General features: G+C 70.6%; 20 protein-coding genes. 13 read left to right on the forward strand and 7 right to left on the reverse strand.

Features of this window, described 5'->3' with window-relative positions:
* The first annotated feature begins 73 nt into the window (after positions 1-73).
* Positions 74-1489: an HWE histidine kinase domain-containing protein gene (locus tag Q0W60_RS00975; protein ID WP_297691637.1), complete on the forward strand. Its 1416-nt coding sequence runs from the start codon at positions 74-76 to the stop codon at positions 1487-1489.
* Between the two features lie 170 nt (positions 1490-1659).
* On the opposite strand, the gene Q0W60_RS00980 is transcribed toward Q0W60_RS00975, so the two are convergent.
* On the reverse strand, positions 1660-2874 hold the full coding sequence (locus Q0W60_RS00980) for a CaiB/BaiF CoA-transferase family protein (RefSeq protein WP_297691639.1): 1215 nt from the start codon (positions 2872-2874) through the stop codon (positions 1660-1662).
* A 241-nt stretch (positions 2875-3115) separates the two neighbouring features.
* Between Q0W60_RS00980 and Q0W60_RS00985 the strand changes: the two genes are divergently transcribed.
* From Q0W60_RS00985 to can, 3 genes are read left to right on the forward strand one after another with little or no spacing between them, the layout of a single operon-like run.
* A complete protein-coding gene (locus Q0W60_RS00985) occupies positions 3116-3808 on the forward strand; it encodes a fumarylacetoacetate hydrolase family protein (RefSeq protein WP_297691641.1) in 693 nt (230 codons plus the stop codon).
* A gap of 1 nt (position 3809) precedes the next feature.
* Positions 3810-4454 carry a maleylacetoacetate isomerase gene (maiA, locus tag Q0W60_RS00990; protein ID WP_297691643.1) on the forward strand — a complete coding sequence of 215 codons (645 nt, stop codon included), beginning with the start codon at positions 3810-3812 and terminating at the stop codon, positions 4452-4454.
* Between the two features lie 41 nt (positions 4455-4495).
* On the forward strand, positions 4496-5113 hold the full coding sequence (gene can, locus Q0W60_RS00995; RefSeq protein ID WP_297691645.1) for a carbonate dehydratase: 618 nt from the start codon (positions 4496-4498) through the stop codon (positions 5111-5113).
* A gap of 41 nt (positions 5114-5154) precedes the next feature.
* Here the strand turns inward: can and Q0W60_RS01000 are convergent, their stop codons facing one another.
* From Q0W60_RS01000 to Q0W60_RS01010, 3 genes are all read right to left on the reverse strand, one after another.
* Positions 5155-6108: a 2-oxoglutarate and iron-dependent oxygenase domain-containing protein gene (locus tag Q0W60_RS01000; protein ID WP_297691646.1), complete on the reverse strand. Its 954-nt coding sequence runs from the start codon at positions 6106-6108 to the stop codon at positions 5155-5157.
* A gap of 50 nt (positions 6109-6158) precedes the next feature.
* The gene (locus Q0W60_RS01005) at positions 6159-6782 is read right to left on the reverse strand and encodes a hypothetical protein (protein ID WP_297691648.1); all 624 of its coding nucleotides are present in this window, start codon (positions 6780-6782) and stop codon (positions 6159-6161) included.
* 217 nt (positions 6783-6999) lie between these two features.
* The gene (locus tag Q0W60_RS01010) at positions 7000-7650 is read right to left on the reverse strand and encodes a DUF4142 domain-containing protein (protein WP_297691650.1); all 651 of its coding nucleotides are present in this window, start codon (positions 7648-7650) and stop codon (positions 7000-7002) included.
* 152 nt (positions 7651-7802) lie between these two features.
* Here Q0W60_RS01010 and Q0W60_RS01015 point away from each other — a divergent pair, with 152 nt between their 5' ends.
* Genes Q0W60_RS01015 through Q0W60_RS01025 form a run of 3 tightly spaced genes read left to right on the forward strand, consistent with a single transcriptional unit; the run spans position 7803 to position 8536 of the window.
* Complete coding sequence (locus Q0W60_RS01015; protein WP_297691652.1) at positions 7803-8117, forward strand: cupin domain-containing protein; 315 nt, start codon at positions 7803-7805, stop codon at positions 8115-8117.
* Entirely contained in the window at positions 8114-8257 is a 144-nt protein-coding gene (locus Q0W60_RS01020) for a hypothetical protein (RefSeq protein ID WP_297691654.1), read from the forward strand. Before Q0W60_RS01015 ends, Q0W60_RS01020 begins: the two co-directional genes overlap by 4 nt.
* Before the next feature lie 12 nt (positions 8258-8269).
* Positions 8270-8536: a hypothetical protein gene (locus tag Q0W60_RS01025; protein ID WP_297691789.1), complete on the forward strand. Its 267-nt coding sequence runs from the start codon at positions 8270-8272 to the stop codon at positions 8534-8536.
* A gap of 6 nt (positions 8537-8542) precedes the next feature.
* On the opposite strand, the gene Q0W60_RS01030 is transcribed toward Q0W60_RS01025, so the two are convergent.
* Positions 8543-9034, reverse strand: coding sequence for an SRPBCC family protein (locus Q0W60_RS01030; RefSeq protein ID WP_297691656.1), 492 nt, complete (start codon positions 9032-9034; stop codon positions 8543-8545).
* A gap of 152 nt (positions 9035-9186) precedes the next feature.
* On the opposite strand from Q0W60_RS01030, the gene Q0W60_RS01035 reads away from it, so the two are divergent.
* The 3 genes from Q0W60_RS01035 to Q0W60_RS01045 are packed head-to-tail and all read left to right on the forward strand — an operon-like array spanning position 9187 to position 10093.
* Positions 9187-9558 (forward strand): hypothetical protein, encoded by a 372-nt coding sequence (locus Q0W60_RS01035; RefSeq protein WP_297691658.1) that lies wholly within the window; start codon positions 9187-9189, stop codon positions 9556-9558.
* Positions 9555-9827 carry a DUF5985 family protein gene (locus Q0W60_RS01040; protein WP_297691660.1) on the forward strand — a complete coding sequence of 91 codons (273 nt, stop codon included), beginning with the start codon at positions 9555-9557 and terminating at the stop codon, positions 9825-9827. The genes Q0W60_RS01035 and Q0W60_RS01040 overlap by 4 nt, the downstream gene beginning before the upstream one ends.
* A complete protein-coding gene (locus tag Q0W60_RS01045) occupies positions 9824-10093 on the forward strand; it encodes a DUF5985 family protein (RefSeq protein WP_297691662.1) in 270 nt (89 codons plus the stop codon). Before Q0W60_RS01040 ends, Q0W60_RS01045 begins: the two co-directional genes overlap by 4 nt.
* On the opposite strand, the gene Q0W60_RS01050 is transcribed toward Q0W60_RS01045, so the two are convergent.
* The gene (locus Q0W60_RS01050) at positions 10090-10290 is read right to left on the reverse strand and encodes a hypothetical protein (RefSeq protein WP_297691665.1); all 201 of its coding nucleotides are present in this window, start codon (positions 10288-10290) and stop codon (positions 10090-10092) included. The two genes, Q0W60_RS01045 and Q0W60_RS01050, sit on opposite strands and share 4 nt — an antisense overlap.
* Before the next feature lie 107 nt (positions 10291-10397).
* Here Q0W60_RS01050 and Q0W60_RS01055 point away from each other — a divergent pair, with 107 nt between their 5' ends.
* Positions 10398-11147 carry a hypothetical protein gene (locus Q0W60_RS01055; protein WP_297691667.1) on the forward strand — a complete coding sequence of 250 codons (750 nt, stop codon included), beginning with the start codon at positions 10398-10400 and terminating at the stop codon, positions 11145-11147.
* On the opposite strand, the gene Q0W60_RS01060 is transcribed toward Q0W60_RS01055, so the two are convergent.
* The gene (locus tag Q0W60_RS01060) at positions 11096-11842 is read right to left on the reverse strand and encodes a YebC/PmpR family DNA-binding transcriptional regulator (RefSeq protein WP_297691669.1); all 747 of its coding nucleotides are present in this window, start codon (positions 11840-11842) and stop codon (positions 11096-11098) included. The genes Q0W60_RS01055 and Q0W60_RS01060 overlap by 52 nt on opposite strands.
* Positions 11843-11961: 119 nt before the next feature.
* On the opposite strand from Q0W60_RS01060, the gene Q0W60_RS01065 reads away from it, so the two are divergent.
* Both Q0W60_RS01065 and Q0W60_RS01070 read left to right on the forward strand, forming a co-directional pair.
* Positions 11962-12189: a hypothetical protein gene (locus tag Q0W60_RS01065; RefSeq protein WP_297691672.1), complete on the forward strand. Its 228-nt coding sequence runs from the start codon at positions 11962-11964 to the stop codon at positions 12187-12189.
* Positions 12190-12485: 296 nt separating this feature from the next.
* Positions 12486-13220: an MBL fold metallo-hydrolase gene (locus tag Q0W60_RS01070; RefSeq protein WP_297691674.1), complete on the forward strand. Its 735-nt coding sequence runs from the start codon at positions 12486-12488 to the stop codon at positions 13218-13220.
* Positions 13221-13227: the final 7 nt, after the last annotated feature.

Here is a 13227-nt window from a genome sequence, read left to right on the forward strand (position 1 = left end):
CAATCGGCGGAACGCCGGCGGTTGGCGGCGGTTCCTTGTCGCGCTCCGGATTGGGCGGCCCTATGTATGGCCCATGACCCGCCAAGAAAGGGGCCGACCGACCGACCGCCGCCGCCTGGAGTTGGCCCTCGAGGCTGCCGGCCTAGGCGAGTTCGAGTGGGACATGGACCGCGATCTGCTCGTGGTCAGCGAACGCATGGCCGCGATCACGGGCGTGGCCGCCGGCGAGCACGGGGCGGACGGCGGGCGGGCTCTCGAATCCATCGTCCATCTCGACGACCTGTGGCGCGTGCGCGAGGCGCGCGAGCGGGCGCTCGCCGCCGGCGACAGTTTCGAATCGGAGTTCCGCCTCGTTCGCCCGGACGATAGCCGCAGTGTCTGGATCCGCGCCGCCGGAATCCTGGTGCGCGCCCCGGACGGGCGCCCGGTGCGGGTGACCGGCATCGTCCAGGACGTCAGCGGCCAGAAGCTCGACGAGGATCGCCGCACGGCGTTGATGGCCGAGCTCGACCATCGCGTGAAGAATGTGCTCGCCGCCGTCCAGGCGCTCGCCTACCAGACGGCCAGGCAGACCACGTCGCTCGATGTCTTCCTGCAGAACTTCGCCGGGCGGCTGAAGGCGATGGCCTCGGCCAACGAGCTGCTCACCGCCGCCCGCTGGCGCGGCGCCGCCGTCGATCACCTCGCCGCCGCCGAGCTCGGCGCGATCGCCCCGGGCCAGACGAGCTGGCAGGGTCCGGAGCTGTTCCTGACGCCGCGCGGCGCCAACGCGCTCGCGCTCGCCTTCCACGAGCTTTCAGCCAACGCCGTGAAGTTCGGCGCGCTGTCGGTGGAGACCGGTCGGGTCGACGTGCGCTGGCGGCGGGTCTCCGACGGCTTCGAGCTCGACTGGATCGAAAGCGGAGGCCCGCGCGTGGCCCCGCCCACCAGCCGCGGCTTCGGCTCCACGCTGCTGGAACAGGTCACCGGTCGCGAGCTCAACGGCCACGCCGAGATCGAATACCGCCCGTCCGGCGTCAGGGTTCGGCTGCGCGCCGGGGCCGGGGCCATCGCGCCGCGGCCGGAGACGGTGCCCGAGGCGCCGCCGGCGCGGGTCACCGAGACGCTCGCGCCGGGCCTGGGCGGCGGCGGGTTCAACCTCAAGGGCGCCCGCGTGCTGATCGTCGAGGATGCGGTGCTGCTCGCGCTCGAGTTGGAGACCGGGTTGTCCGAGGCCGGCGCGGACGTGATCGGTCCCGCCTATGAGCTGGAAGAGGCGATGGCGCTGCTCGATCGGCCGATCGACGCGGCCGTGCTCGACGCCAACCTCAACGGGCGCTCCGTCGCCCCGGTGGCGGAGGCGCTCGCCGCCCGGCATGTGCCGTTCGTCTTCGCGACCGGCTATGGCGAGACCGGCGGCGCGCCCGGCGGCTTCGACGCGCCGGTGATCCGCAAGCCCTACGATGTCACCCAGGTGGCCGCCGCGGTGGCCGAGCTGCTCAGCGCCTGACCCTGCGCGAACCCCCCTGAGACAAGGCGCCGCCTCGCGCCCCCTGAAGCTAAGCTGTAACAAGCTGCTTGGGGGATCTGCGGCGGGGGCCGCAGGGGCCGGACCGGCGGCCATGGGACCTCGCCCGGATCAAGCGACCCTGCCTCCCTGCCTGCTGCCGCAGCGCAAACTCAGATCACGCCCTTGGCCCTGAGCTCGGCCAGGCGGTCCTCCGAACAGCCGGCGAGATCCCTCAGCACCGCCTCGGTGTGCTCGCCGAGCATTGGCCCCGGCCAGCGCACCCGCCCGGGGGTCTCGGACAGCTTCGGAAAGGCATTCTGCATCTTCAGCTTGCCGAACACCGGGTGCGGCAGCTCGACGATGTCCTCGCGCGCCCGGAATTGCGGGTCTTCCAGCATGTCGGGGGCGCGGTAGATGCGGCTCGCCGGCACGCCGTGCGTCTGCAGCAGCGCGAGCAGGTCTGCCAATCGCTGGCCGCCCGTCCACTGGGCGATGATCGCGTCGAGCTCCGCCTGATGGGTCCCGCGCGCCGCGTGGTCCAGGAACTTCGGGTCCCGCGACAGCTCCGGCCGGCCCATCGCCTCGCACAGCCTGGCGAACACCGTGTCGCCATTGCCGCCGATCAGGATCAGCTCGTCGCCGGCGCACGGGTAGGCGTTCGACGGCGCGATCCCCGGCAGGATCGAGCCCGAGCGCTCGCGCACATAGCCGGTCAGATCGTATTCGGTGACCAGGTTCTCCATCACCGCCAGCACGCTCTCGTAGAGTGCCGCGTCGATCATCTGGCCGCGGCCGGTGCGCTCGCGGGCGTGCAGCGCCATCAGGACGCCCATGGCCGCATGCATGGCGGCCAGGCTGTCGCCGATGGAGATGCCGGCCCGGGCCGGCGGGCGGTCCGGCTCGCCGGTCACATAGCGCAGGCCGCCCATGGCTTCGCCGATCAGGCCGTAGCCGGCGCGCTGGGCGTAGGGGCCGGTCTGGCCGAAGCCGGAGACCCGGGCCATGATCAGCCCCGGGTTCTCGGCCGCGAGGCTCTCGTAGGAAAGGCCCCACTTCTCCATCGCGCCGGGGCGGAAGTTCTCGACCAGGACGTCCGCCCCGCCGATCAGCCGGCGCGCGATCGCCTGGCCGTCCGCCGTGCGCAGGTCCAGGCCCACCGACTTCTTGTTGCGTCCGATCACCGGCCACCAGGGCGACAGGCCCTTCGGCAGGCTGCGGCCCCACTGGCGCATGGGATCGCCGCCCTTCGGGTCCTCGATCTTGATCACCTCGGCGCCGAAGTCGCCCAGGATCTGCCCGCAGAACGGCCCGGCGATCAGGGTGCCCATCTCGATCACCCGCAGGCCGGCGAGCGGGCCTTCGGTATCGGCGGCGGCGTCGGTCATGTGGGGCGAGGCTCGAGAAGGAACGCAGGAGACAAGCGTGGGTTTGGGGATTTGGTCAGGAGCCGTGGCCCGTTGCGCTTGTCAACGCCGGAGGCCGACATGCCCCGCCGATTCGCCTTCGCGCTGATCGCCGCCGCCGCGCTCTCCGCCTGGTCCAGCACCCTCTCGAGGTCGCACAGCAGGTCAAGGCGGCGCTGAAGTAGGTTTTGCGCCGGAGCCGGCTGCGCGCTAGGCCGTGCGCATGGACGCCAAGACCGCCGCCTACGTGATCGCACCGCCCGCCCTCGTCGCCGTCCCTGTGGCGGGGGAGACGGGCCTCTTCCCGGTGCGCCGCATCCTGTGCGTCGGGCGCAACTACGCCGCCCACCGGCGCGAGATGGGCGGCGACGATCGCGATCCTCCGTTCTTCTTCGCCAAGCCCGCCGACGCCATCGTCCTGCCGGGCCGCGACGTCGCCTATCCGCCGCGCACGGCGAACCTGCACCACGAGATGGAGCTGGTCGTGGCGCTCAAGGCGGGCGGCGCCGAGGTTTCCCCGGAGCGCGCGCTCGAGCTCGTGTTCGGCTACGCCGCCGGCGTCGACCTCACCCGGCGCGACCTGCAGAACGCGGCCAAGGACAAGGGCCAGCCCTGGGAGGCCGGCAAGGCGTTCGACGAGGCGGCCCCGATCTCTTCCATCCGCCGCTGGTCTGGCCCGCCGCCCCAAGGGCGCATCCGGCTCTCGATGAACGGTGAGACGAGGCAGGACGCGAGCCTCGCCGACATGATCTGGAACGTGGCCGAGGTCATCGCCGAGGCCTCCAGGCTGTGGCGCCTGGCGGCGGGCGACCTGATCTTCACCGGCACGCCCGAGGGGGTCGGGCCGATCGTCCGCGGCGACCGCGTCGAAGGCGAGGTCGAGGGCGTGGGCAGGCTCGCGTTCACGGTGATCTGACATGGTCATGCGGCTGCACAGCTACTGGCGCGCCACGGCGCCCTACCGCGTGCGGATCGGGCTCAACCTCAAGGGTCTTCCGTTCGACTACGCGCCGGTGAACCTGGTCTCGGGCGACCAGCACGGCGACCGGTATCGCGCGCTCAATCCCCAGGAGCTCACGCCCGCGCTGGAGCTCGGCGACGGAAGGGTGCTGACCCAGAGCCTCGCCATTCTGGAGTGGCTGGAGGAGGTCCATCCCGCGCCGCCGCTGCTGCCGGCCGATCCGGCAGAGCGCGCAACCGTCCGCGCCATGGCCGATGTCGTCGCCTGCGACATCCATCCGTTGAACAACCTGCGCATCCAGCAGCAGCTCACCGCGCTGGGGGTCGATGACGCCGGCCGCAGCGCCTGGAGCCAGCGCTGGATCGAGGACGGCTTCCGCGCGCTCGAGCCGATGGTCGCCCGCCACACCGCCGGCTGGGCGTTCGGAGCCGAGCCCACGCTGGCCGACTGCTGCCTGATCCCGCAGGTCTATTCCGCCGAGCGCTACAAGGTCGACCTCGCCGCCTATCCCGCGATCCGCGCCGTGGCCGCGCGCGCCGCCGATCATGCCGCCTTCGCCGCCGCTCATCCCGACCGTCAGCCCGACGCTAGGCCGGGCTGACAGGGGTTGTGGCGGCCGTCGGAGGGCTCTAGAGCGCGGTCATGCTGGACGACCTGAAGGCCAACAACCGTCGGTGGGCGGAGCGCAAGACGTCCGAGGACCCGGGATTCTTCCAGCGCCTGCTCGGGCAGCAGGCGCCGGAATACCTCTGGATCGGCTGCTCGGATTCGCGCGTGCCGGCGACGGAGATCGTCGATCTCGATCCGGGCGAGATGTTCGTCCACCGCAACATCGCCAACCTCGCCCCGCCGCAGGACGCCAACTACCTGTCGGTGCTGCAGTTCGCCGTGGACGTGCTGCAGGTGAAGCACATCCTGGTGGTCGGCCATTACGGCTGCGGTGGGATCGCCGCGGCGGTGGACGGCGGCCGGCGCGGGCTGATCGACCACTGGCTGCATCCGATCCGCGAGGTCGCCCACGAGCACCGACACGAGCTCGACGCCCTTCCCGAAGAACGCGGCCGCCTCAACCGGCTCTGTGAGCTCAACGTGATCCGCCAGGTGAGGAACGTAGGCTCCGACGTCTTCGTGCAGGACGCCTGGGCTCGCGGCCAGAAGATCAGCGTCCACGGCTGGGTCTATTCTCTGGAGACCGGGCTCATCAAGGACCTCGACGTCACCGTGCGTGCGCCCGCCGATCTCGAACGGCTGGAAGGCTAGCCCGCGTCGGCTCGGGTGGCCGACGATCGCGGGCCGGCAAATCAGGCGAGCTTGATCTCGCGCAGCCGCTCCTGGAGGTAGTCGTTGGCGGTGATCGGCTCGGCGTAGCGGTCCGGGTGGGCCGCGTCGATGCAGTTCGGCAGCGTGCGGATCACGTAGTCCGAGTTGAAGTGCAGGAAGAACGGCGTCGAGTAGCGCGGGTAGCGCCGCCGCTCCGGCGCGGGATTGACCACCCGGTGCGTGGTGGACGGCAGCTTGTCGTTGGTCAGGCGCTGCAGCATGTCGCCGATGTTGCAGACCAGCGAGCCCGGCGGCGGGTTGATCGGGAGCCAGCCGCCATCGCGGTCCTTCACCTCCAGCCCGGCCTCCTCCGCGCCGAGCAGCAGGGTGATGACGTTGATGTCCTCGTGCGCCGCGGCGCGGATGTGCGGCCCGTCCTTCGGGACCGGCGGATAGTGCAGCAGGCGCAGGATGGAGTTGCCTTCCGCCACGGTGGGATCGAAGAAGCGGCGCTCCAGCCCGAGCCAGCTCGCGATCGCCTCCAGCACCTTCAGCCCCATGGCGTCCAGCGCGCCGTAGAGCCAGCCCACGGTCTCGTGGAAGCCCGGGACGTCGGCGTCGGGCCAGGCGTTGTCCGGCATGTGGTCGCGGTAGCGGTGGCCGGCCGGCAGGTCGCGTCCGACATGCCAGAATTCCTTCAGGTCGTAATGGGTCTCGCCCTTGGCCGTCTCGACGCCGAACGGCGTGTAGCCGCGCTGGCCCATCACCGGCAGCCTGTACTTGAGCTTGGTGGGGTCCGGGAGGGCGAAGAAACGCTTGGCCGAGGTCAGGGCCGCATCGATCCGCTCCTGCGGGATCCCGTGGTCGGCGATCACCGCGAATCCGTAGCGCGCGAAGGAATCGCCGAGCGCCTTGGCGAACCCCTCGAAATCGCGGCTGAACTCGCGGAACGAGACGGGCGCGAGGCTGCGGAGCGGGGCGGCGGCTTGGCTCATGGCGCGGAGCCTACACGTCCCGAACCCCGCTCTCCACCGCCGGCGTCGCCTCACATCGGCGGCTTGGCGCCGTTCTCGCCGATCGAGACCGAGCTGGCGGACATCGAGCCGTCCGGGCTCTTGCGCACCACCATGAAGACCGGGATGCCCGGCTTCACCTGCTCGCGCGCGCCGCCGGTGATCTGCACCACCGGGACGTTCGCGGGCACGGTGATGTGGCGCAGGCCCGTGCCGTTGTAGGCCACGTCCAGCTCGCGGCTGCCCCTCTTGCCGGCGACCACCTTGCCGACCGTGCCGTTAGTCATCATCGAGCCCGGCTTCAGGTCCCAGCCGTAGTGGCCCTCGCCCATCTTCACGCCGGGCGGGAAGACGTGGACCTCCAGGCTGCGTCCGACGCCTTCCGATTTCGGCATCTCGGTGGTGCCGATGAAGCTGCCCGGCGTGATCGCGTCGATCGCCACGGGCTTCATCACCGCCACCGTCCAGGCGGGCGCCAGCGCCACCTTCTCCCGGGCGCCATTGTCGGGCTTCACCGTGAGCACGTTGTCGGCGAGTGAGACGACGCGGCCGCGCACCACCGTGGGGCCGGGCGGCGTCGCGCCCTGGGCGTGGGCGGCCCCGGAGAGCGCGAAGGCCGCGGCGGCGCCGGCGAGCGCGGCGAAGAGTCTGGACATGGCGATCCCCGATCCGAGCAACAGCGCGTCCTACGGGAGCCCCGAAGGCCGACCGTGGCGCGGCGTTCACATAGCGGCGTTCAATCCGGCAGGTCAACGACGCCCGTCGCGCCGGGAACAGAGCCGCCGGCTCGGCGGTCCGATGGACGCCAAGCGGCAGGTCCCCTCCGATCCCAGCCGCGACCTCGCCAATGGCAGCGGCGCGGATTGCCGCTCGCTATTTCGAACCGCTCAGCTTGGCCTGCAGCTTCTTGGCCGCGTCGTCGTGCTTCTGGACGACGGGGATGGCCTTGCCGGCCAGCGCCTTCAGCCCGGCGTCGGAGCCGTCCTTGGCGTAGCCCTGCAAGAGGGTGAGCGTCTCGTCATGGGCGGAGACCTGCTGGTCCATGTAGGTCTTGTCGAAATCGTTCGGACCGGCCGCCTTGAGGTTGTCGAGGAAGCCCTTCCGCCGCTGGTCGAGGTCGGTCGGGGCCGTCTGGCCGGACTTGGCGATCACCGGCTTGGCTTCGGCGCCCAGTTTCGTGTGGTCGGTGGTCATCATCTTGGCGAAGGCCTTGACCGCGGGGTCCTTGGCCTTCTGCTCGGCGATCTTGGCCGCGTCGAGCTCGTACATGTTTCCCTGCACCAGGTTCGAGACGAAGGCGCCGGTGTCGTGCGCGCCCATCGTGGCGGCCGAGGTCGAGCCGACCGCCGCGCCGGTGACGTCCTGGGCCTTGTTCGCGGGCATGCTCTGGCCCGGGGTCGAGGTGTTGGCGGCCTCGGCGGTGTTGGTCTCTGCGGGCGCGGAATTGCCGGCCTGGTTCTTGTTGCAGGCCGCAAGCGACAGCGCCGCGGCCGCGGCGGCGCAAAGCATGATTGCGCGGGTCATGACGGGAGGCTCCTTTAGAACGGTTCACGAAACCGCGAGCCGGGGTCAGGGTTCCCGCGCGGGGGGCAAATGAGGGGAGCGCCGTCTTCGAGCGCGAGGGGCGTTGCGGAGCGCGCCCCGAAAGCCGATGTTGCGCGTCCCAGGAGGCCTCCATGATGCAGCTCACCTCGACGCCCGCCACGCCGAAGCGGCCGATCCGCGACGGCGTGACGATCACCCCGCTCCGCATGGACGCCGGCGCCGGCACCTTCCTGATGCACTATGCGCCGGGCTCGCGCTCGCCCGCCCATGTCCATCCGGACGGCGAGGAGATCTTCGTCATTTCGGGCAAGGGACGGCTGGACGACCTGCCGATCCAGGCCGGTGACTTCATCTACACGCCGCCCGGCGAATCCCACACGCTCTTCGCCGAGACCGAGGTGGTCATCCACGTGGTCCTGCCTGGGCCCGTGGTGGTGACTGAGTGAGCGAGAAGGATCCCGAGGCCCGGGCCCGCGACGAGGCGCGCCGCCGGCGGATCGGCCGGCTGGCGGTGATCTTCCTGGGGCTGCTGGTGCTGGTCTACCTGGTCCCCCTGTTCCTCCGCCTCGCCGGCGTGAGGTTCTGAGGCGTGGGCTGGATGGTCGGCGTGATGCTGGAGCTCGCCGACGAACCGCAGCCCGTGCGCCACTTCTACGCCGTGGGCCACGACGACCGCTCGCGCGCTGAGTGGGCCGCCGTCGATCAGGCGCTGACGACGGGGGCCGTGGCGACGAGCCCGGTCGGCGGGGTCGAGCCGGTGGAGGCGTTCGCCCGCCTGTCGCCGCGGATCATCCGCCGGATGGGCCTGGCGCCCGGCCGTGTCCACCCGCTCGGGCGGCTCTGGCCGCGCCGCTGGCTGGCGTAGCGGCGACTACTTCGCTTCGGCGACGGCCTTCATGGTGTTGATGACGCGCGTGAACATCGCCGTGCGCCCGGCCGTGTCCTTGGCCCGGTCGGCTCCGGCCGGCAGCGCCGCGGCGTCATAGATCAGGGTGTAGAGGATCTTCGACGTCTTCGGCCCGTCCGGCCGGACCTCCACCGTGCCGTGGTAGTCGATCGGCGACTTCGGCTGGGCGTAGGTGTAGGACCACGCCGTCCGGCTGACGAGCACCTCGTCCACCCGATCGGCGATGCGGCGCACGGCGCCCACCTCGTCGGCCTTGCCGGAGGTGATCACGCAGCTCGTCTTCAACCAGGCGCCGATATCGCAGAAGCCGCTGACCTTCTTCCAGGTCACCTCGGCCGGGGCGTTGACGCTCGCCTCCAGGGGGATGGTCACATAGTCGGCGGCGTGCGCCAGCCCGGCGGACGCACCCAGCGCGGCGGCGCTCGCCAGGACGGCGTTGCGGAAATGATGGCCCATGTCGAATCCCCCCAGGCGATTTGGCGCAGTTGGCCACAGCTTCCCGCGTGGGCCAAGCGTCGCCATGGCGCCGACGTGACGGACGTTCCTTCCGGGGTTGATCGAGCGGCCCAGGTCGATAGGGTCGGACCGCGACCTATTGGGAGAGGGTGTTGTCAGACCAGGATCTTGCAGCGTTCGTGCGCGAGCACGTTCGCTCGGTCTGGGCGCTCGAGCTGCTGCTGCTGCTCAAGCGCGACGCCGAACGCTGCTGGGAGCCGGCCGAGCTGGTCAGCGAGCTGCGCGCCTCGACGGGCCTCGTCAACGACAACCTGCAGCGGTTCGAGCGCGGCGGCATCACGGTCCGCGACGACAAGGGCTGCCATCGCTACGCGCCGGCGGCGGCGGTGCTGGGTCAGCTCTGCGACCGTCTGGAGGCGGCCTACAAGGAGCGGCCGGTGGCGATCGTCAACCTGATCGCCGCGCCGCGCGATCCGGTGCAGTCGCTGGCCAATGCGTTCAAGTTCAGGGGGGAAGACAAATGAGCGCGCTCGCGCCGACGGCGGTTTATCTCTTATGCCTGCTCACCAGCGGGGTGTGCGCCATCCTGCTGCTGCGGGCCTATTTCCGCGAGCGCTCGCGGCTGCTGTTGTGGACCGCCGTCAGCTTCGTCTTCCTGGCGCTCAACAACCTGGCGCTGGTCGCCGACATGGTCGTCTTCCCCGCGACCGATCTCTGGATCTGGCGCCAGCTCGCCGCCGCCTTGGCGCTCGGCGTGCTGCTCTACGGCTTCATCTGGGAGGCGGAGTCGTGAACCTGCATCCCATCTTCGTCGCCGGCGCCCTGACCTTCGGCTACCTGATCGGCGGCGTGTTCTTCGTGAAGTTCTGGCGCCGCACGCACGACGTACTGTTCCTGGCCTTCGCCGCGGCCTTCGGCTTGATGGCGGTGAACCAGGCGGTGCCAGCGATCTACGGCATTCCCGACGAGGCGCTGAGCGGGGTCTACCTGCTTCGGCTTGCGGCCTACCTGCTGATCATCTGGGCGATCCTGCGCAAGAACATGGCCCGGCCGCGTTAGAATCCGCGGCCCGAGAGCATGGCCAGCACCGCCACGATGGCGATCGCTGCGAGCAGGATCAGGCCGGCGTGGCGCCGGCGGCCGAGTAGCGGCTCGGCGCCGGCGGGCCTTTGCGGCGGGGCGCGACGGGCCCGTTCGCGCTCGCGGCGGTAGCGGCGCAGATCGGTGACGCGCGGATCGGACTTAGGCCGTCGCACGGGGGAACCAGCGGATCTCGCGCATGATTCCGCAGCATACCCGAGCCGCGCCGGGCGCCAACGCGGGCTTGGCGAAATCCGCCCTGTCGCCTTAAGTCTTGCATCCGATGCCGAGCCTTGACGACGTCGCCGAGCTGATCGACGCCCGCCGCACCGGCCCGGGGCCGCTGGTCGTCGGGGTCACCGGCTCGGTTGCGGTCGGCAAGAGCACCTTCGCCGCCGCCTTGACGGATCGCCTCGCCGAGCGCCCTCGCCCCCCATCCGTCGAGCTCGTCTGCACCGACGGCTTCCTGCTCGACAATGCCGCCTTGCTGGCGCGCGGCCTGACCCTGCGCAAGGGATTCCCCGAGAGCTACGACGCCGAGGCGCTGGCGCGGACCCTGGCGAGCCTCCGGCAAGGCGCGGCGAAGGTTCCGGTCTATTCGCATATCACCTACGACATCGACCCGGGGCTGGCGCGCGAGGTCGCCCGCCCCGAGGTGCTGGTGGTCGAGGGTCTCGGCCTGCACGATCCCGCGGCGGTCGGCCTCGACGCGCTCATCTATCTCGAGGCCGAAGAGGCGCATCTCGAGGCTTGGTTCACGGCCCGATTCGTGGCGCTCTGGCGCGCCGCCGAGCACGATCCAGCCTCTTTCTACGCCCGCTTCCGGACCATGAGCGCCGAGCAGACGGAAGCCTTCGCCGGCGAGGTCTGGCGACAGATCAACCTGCCGAACCTGCGCGACCACATCGCGCCGGCCCGCGAGCGCGCCGACATCGTCGTCCGCAAGGGCCCGGAGCACCAGATCGAGGCCATCGTGAGCCGCTACGACGCCAGCCGCTCGAGCTCGTCGGCCGGAATTTCCTCGTTGGTGTAGACGTTCTGCACGTCGTCCTCGTCGTCGAGGGCGTCGAGCAGCTTCATCAGCGTCGCGGCCGGCTCGCCGCTCAGGGGCGTGCGGCTCCTCGGCCGCCGGGCGACGGCGGCGGACTTGGCTTCGCCGAGGCTCTTCTCAAGGGCCGCCGCCACCTCCGACAGCTGCTCGAAGGCGGTGTAGATGGTGTGGCCGTCCTCGTCGGACTCGACGTCCTCGGCGCCGGCCTCGATGGCCGCGTCCATCACCGCCTCATCGCTGCCCGCCGCAACCGGATAGACGATCTCGCCCACGCGCTCGAACATGAACGCCACCGAGCCCGTCTCGCCGAGGTTGCCGCCGTGCTTGCCGAAGATCGAGCGGACGTTGGAGGCGGCCCGGTTGCGGTTGTCGGTCAGCACTTCGACGATCAGGCCCACCCCGCCGGGTCCGAAGCCCTCGTAGCGGATCTCCTCGTAGGTCTCCGCGTCGCCGCCCTGCGCCTTCTTGATCGCCCGCTCGATGACGTCCTTCGACATCGACTCGGCCTTGGCGTTGGCGATCGCCAGCCGGAGCCTAGGGTTCATCGCCGGGTCGGGCATCCCATGCTTCGCCGCCACGGTGATCTCGCGCGACAGCTTGGAGAACAGCTTCGAGCGGGCCGCATCGGCGCGGCCCTTGCGGTGCATGATGTTCTTGAATTTGGAGTGGCCGGCCATCTTGCGAACTGGTCGAGACGAGGAACGGCGCCGGTTCTACCCTCAGGGTCCGGCTTGCGGAACCCCCGCTATGTGCGAGGGTTAGGCCGCTGGAAGCGAGACCGGCGGAGGCTGCAGCCATGACCGAGAGCGTGCTGGACCAGATCGACGACATCCTGCCGGCGCAGCCCAATGGCGAGCTCGTCCACTGGATGCAGCCCCGGCCGCTGACGATGGGGCCCGCCGGGATCTCCATCGCCACCGCGGCGGCCTTCGCGATCGGCGCGCTCACCGCCGTGGCCGCGCTGGCGCTGCTGCGCTGGGGCTGGGGCCGCAACGGACCGAGAAAGGCTGAGCAGGGCTCCTAGAACGGAAAGAGCCCCGACGTGGGGGTCGTCGGGGCTCCCGTCCGTGTGACGCAGATCGGGGTTGGGGGTTGATCAGGCGTCGGAGCTTGTTTCACCCGGGAAATGTGGCGGATTCCCGACACAGGCGAGGACGTTCTGGGGCCCATGTGCGCCATCCGGTCGCAACCCGACAACTCTTGGGCGATCGTCTGCAATCTCCCATAGAGCCTCGCGGCCCGCCCGCGAAATTGTGATCTTGCGCCGGCTTGTCCTGCGCCGCCGCGCGGGCTTCCGATTTGACCCAGCGGAGGATGAACATGGAAACCAGCATCGCCGAGATCGGCGCGGGCGTTTACCGGCTCTCGACCTGGGTGGCGGACGTCGCGCCGCCGGCCGGCTTCACCTTCAACCAGTTCCTGATCGATGCCGACGAGCCGATGCTGTTTCATTGCGGGCACCGCCAGCTGTTCCCGCTCGTCTCGGAGGCGGTGGCGCGGATCATGCCGCTGGAACGGCTGCGGTGGATCAGCTTCGGCCACGTGGAGGCGGACGAGTGCGGCGCGATGAACGCCTGGCTCGCCGCCGCGCCGCAGGCGCAGATCGTCCACGGAGAGCTCGGCTGCATGATCTCGCTCAACGACCTCGCCGACCGGCCGCCCCGGCCGCTGGCCGACGGCGAGGTGCTGGATCTCGGCGGCAAGCGGATGCGCTGGCTCGCCACGCCGCACGTGCCGCATGGCTGGGAAGCCGGCGTGTTCTTCGAGGAGACGGCCGACGTGCTGCTCTGCGGCGACCTCCTCACCCACGTGGGCGGCGGCCCGCCGATCACCGACGCCGACATCCTCTCACTGGCCATCGAGTCGGAGGCGCAGTTCGGCGCCATGACCATGGCGCCCGGCACCGCCGATCAGCTCCGCCGCCTGGCCGAGCTGGCTCCGCGCACGCTCGCCCTGATGCACGGCGCATCCTTCGCCGGAGACGGCGCCGAGCCGCTGCGGGGCCTGGCGGAGTTCTGCCAGGCGGCGGCGCGCGCCTCGGTCGAACCGGCCTAGCGACGGC

The sequence above is a fragment of the Phenylobacterium sp. genome, from assembly GCF_025934275.1.
Lineage (GTDB): Bacteria > Pseudomonadota > Alphaproteobacteria > Caulobacterales > Caulobacteraceae > Phenylobacterium.

Excerpts from the sequence above, each read along its gene's own strand:
- Q0W60_RS01005 (WP_297691648.1), bottom strand. The coding sequence starts at position 6,782 with ATGTCCAGACTCTTCGCCGCGCTCGCCGGCGCCGCCGCGGCCTTCGCG.
- Q0W60_RS01030 (WP_297691656.1), bottom strand. The coding sequence starts at position 9,034 with ATGGGCCATCATTTCCGCAACGCCGTCCTGGCGAGCGCCGCCGCGCTG.
- can (WP_297691645.1), top strand. The coding sequence starts at position 4,496 with ATGCTGGACGACCTGAAGGCCAACAACCGTCGGTGGGCGGAGCGCAAG.
- Q0W60_RS01000 (WP_297691646.1), bottom strand. The coding sequence starts at position 6,108 with ATGAGCCAAGCCGCCGCCCCGCTCCGCAGCCTCGCGCCCGTCTCGTTC.
- Q0W60_RS01040 (WP_297691660.1), top strand. The coding sequence starts at position 9,555 with ATGAGCGCGCTCGCGCCGACGGCGGTTTATCTCTTATGCCTGCTCACC.
- Q0W60_RS01055 (WP_297691667.1), top strand. The coding sequence starts at position 10,398 with ATGCCGAGCCTTGACGACGTCGCCGAGCTGATCGACGCCCGCCGCACC.
- Q0W60_RS00975 (WP_297691637.1), top strand. The coding sequence starts at position 74 with ATGACCCGCCAAGAAAGGGGCCGACCGACCGACCGCCGCCGCCTGGAG.
- Q0W60_RS00985 (WP_297691641.1), top strand. The coding sequence starts at position 3,116 with ATGGACGCCAAGACCGCCGCCTACGTGATCGCACCGCCCGCCCTCGTC.
- Q0W60_RS01065 (WP_297691672.1), top strand. The coding sequence starts at position 11,962 with ATGACCGAGAGCGTGCTGGACCAGATCGACGACATCCTGCCGGCGCAG.
- Q0W60_RS01015 (WP_297691652.1), top strand. The coding sequence starts at position 7,803 with ATGATGCAGCTCACCTCGACGCCCGCCACGCCGAAGCGGCCGATCCGC.
- maiA (WP_297691643.1), top strand. The coding sequence starts at position 3,810 with ATGGTCATGCGGCTGCACAGCTACTGGCGCGCCACGGCGCCCTACCGC.
- Q0W60_RS01070 (WP_297691674.1), top strand. The coding sequence starts at position 12,486 with ATGGAAACCAGCATCGCCGAGATCGGCGCGGGCGTTTACCGGCTCTCG.
- Q0W60_RS01025 (WP_297691789.1), top strand. The coding sequence starts at position 8,270 with ATGGTCGGCGTGATGCTGGAGCTCGCCGACGAACCGCAGCCCGTGCGC.
- Q0W60_RS01060 (WP_297691669.1), bottom strand. The coding sequence starts at position 11,842 with ATGGCCGGCCACTCCAAATTCAAGAACATCATGCACCGCAAGGGCCGC.
- Q0W60_RS01010 (WP_297691650.1), bottom strand. The coding sequence starts at position 7,650 with ATGACCCGCGCAATCATGCTTTGCGCCGCCGCGGCCGCGGCGCTGTCG.
- Q0W60_RS00980 (WP_297691639.1), bottom strand. The coding sequence starts at position 2,874 with ATGACCGACGCCGCCGCCGATACCGAAGGCCCGCTCGCCGGCCTGCGG.